The 2,034-nt window shown below is 67.9% G+C and carries 2 protein-coding genes and 1 pseudogene; 2 read left to right on the forward strand and 1 reads right to left on the reverse strand.

Features of this window, described 5'->3' with window-relative positions; genetic code table 11:
* Positions 1–138: pseudogene (locus RMN84_RS06845) on the forward strand (IS5/IS1182 family transposase); the annotation flags it as partial.
* A 468-nt stretch (positions 139–606) separates the two neighbouring features.
* Here RMN84_RS06845 and RMN84_RS06850 read toward each other — a convergent pair.
* A complete protein-coding gene (locus RMN84_RS06850) occupies positions 607–1,782 on the reverse strand; it encodes a molybdopterin molybdotransferase MoeA (protein WP_309611437.1) in 1,176 nt (391 codons plus the stop codon).
* A 65-nt stretch (positions 1,783–1,847) separates the two neighbouring features.
* Here RMN84_RS06850 and RMN84_RS06855 point away from each other — a divergent pair, with 65 nt between their 5' ends.
* On the forward strand, positions 1,848–1,979 hold the full coding sequence (locus tag RMN84_RS06855) for a hypothetical protein (protein ID WP_309611438.1): 132 nt from the start codon (positions 1,848–1,850) through the stop codon (positions 1,977–1,979).
* Positions 1,980–2,034 lie beyond the last annotated feature (55 nt).

Consider the following 2,034-nt stretch of genomic DNA (forward strand, 5'->3'; position numbering starts at 1 on the left):
GTCGAGCGCTTCTTCAGCAAGCTCAAGCACTTCCGCCGCATCGCCACCCGCTACGACAAGCTCGCCGACAACTTCCTCGCCATGGTCAAACTCGCCTCATTGCGGCTGTGGCTGCGCGCTTATGAGTCTACGGCCTAAACACGGTCAACAGCGCCTGTTTCTAAACAAGCGTAGCTAAGTAGCTCCGTCAAGCAACAGGTCGAGCAGATCGAGGGCGCCCTTCACCTTGTCCAATGCCGTGACACGTGTGGCGGATGTCCTCGCTACAACCAGCGCGTGAGTCGCGCCTTCCAGCGCATTAATGACGGCGTCTGACTTTGTCGATGTTGCGTACAAAAGCGGTCCAGTCGGAATGCCGCTGTCCCAGTGCCGCCACGTAGGTCAGTGCGCCCCGGCGAACCTGCGGACTTGAACGCGTCGCGCGTACAGGGGACCTAGCATCATGGCGGTTGTTAACCTGGCGGGCGGCGAAGGTCCCTGAAGTGGAGGCGACAAGCCGGGGCGGTTGCTGAGAAGCGCGCGCCAGCCGGATCGGGCGCTAGTGCTGGGCGGTCGCCCCCCGTCGCCAATTCGTCCGGACATCCGCAGCAGCCGCCGAGTCGCTTGTCAAAAGTCGATGATGTCGACGGGATCGCCCACCGACAAAGCGGCGGCTCCGGCGCGTTGGCGGATCAGGACATTGCCATCGGCAAGTCCTTTTTGCGCGCCGCTGTCCTGATTGGAGAGTGGCTCGACCAAAGCTTTATCGCACCGCGCGCGCGTAAAGGTCTCGCGCTCGCCGCAGGGGCCGAGTGCGGCCTGTAGCGTGGCCCATCGCCACCGCGCCGCACGGGCGTGGTCATCGCCGCCGAGCCCGGCGAGCAGGGGCGCGAGGATCAATCGGGCGGTGACCAGTGCCGAGGTCGGGTTGCCTGGCAGGCCGAGTACCAGCGTGTCGCCGACGCGCCCGAACCAGACCGGCTTGCCCGGCTTCATCGCGACCTTCGCGAACAGCAGATCGAGCCCGAGATCGGCCAACACCGCCGCGGAATAATCGCGTTCGCCGAGCGACGCGCCGCCGGTAACGATGAGCAGGTCGGAGCGGTCGAGCGCGATCGCTGCGGCGTGGCGGATGAGAGCGGGCTCGTCGCGCACCCGTTCGCGACTGACCACGCGCCCACTCCAATCGGCGACGAGCGCGGCGACCCCGAACGACACGCTTTCGGGGATCGACCCGGGATGCGTGCGCGCGGACCCCGGTTCGACGAGCTCGTCGCCGGTGCCAAGGATGGCCACGCGGGGCCTGCGCCACACGCGAACTTCGGCGAGGTCGGCACCGGCCGCCGCGACCATGGCGCGCGCGTCGAGGCGGCGCCCGACTTCGAGTAGCGGATCACCGGCACGGAAATCGGAGCCGCGCGGGCGAATATGGCGGGCCATGGAGTCCGCCACGGTGAGGCCCACGGCGTCCCCGTCCCGCGTCGCATTTTCCTGCATCACGACGCGGTCGGCGCCTGGGGGAACGGGCGCGCCAGTGAAGATCCGCACGCACTCGCCGCCCCCCATCCCGCCGGCGAACGCCGCGCCGGGAAAGGATTCACCGACCAGCCGAAGCGGCGAACGATCGCCGTCGCGGACCGCATAGCCGTCCATCGCCGACACGTCGGCCGGCGGCCAGTCGACCTGCGCGACGACCGGTTCGGCCAGGATGCGGCCATGGGCGTCGGCCAAGGCAACCAATTCGGACCCGAGCGGTCGGGCCTCCCCGGCGACGATTGCCCACGCCTCGTCGAATGAGATCATCGGGCCGGTTCGCAGACACCTTCGGCAATGACAACGGGCGGGGCGCAAGGGCGAGCGGCGACGCGATGTCCGATGTTAACCACGAGCGGCCCATCCTCCGCGAGCGCAGCCGTGGCAAGCCCGACCAGCCATATTTTACTTGGGTGGAGCGACTTGGCGAGGCGATCGGTCTCACCCCGTGCGCCGGGCGCGGCTAGCGCTTCAGCCGCTCGGCGTGCCAGCGGACATGGTCGGCCATGAAGGTCGAAATGA

The sequence above is a fragment of the Sphingomonas sp. genome, assembly GCF_031380695.1.
GTDB lineage: Bacteria > Pseudomonadota > Alphaproteobacteria > Sphingomonadales > Sphingomonadaceae > Sphingomicrobium.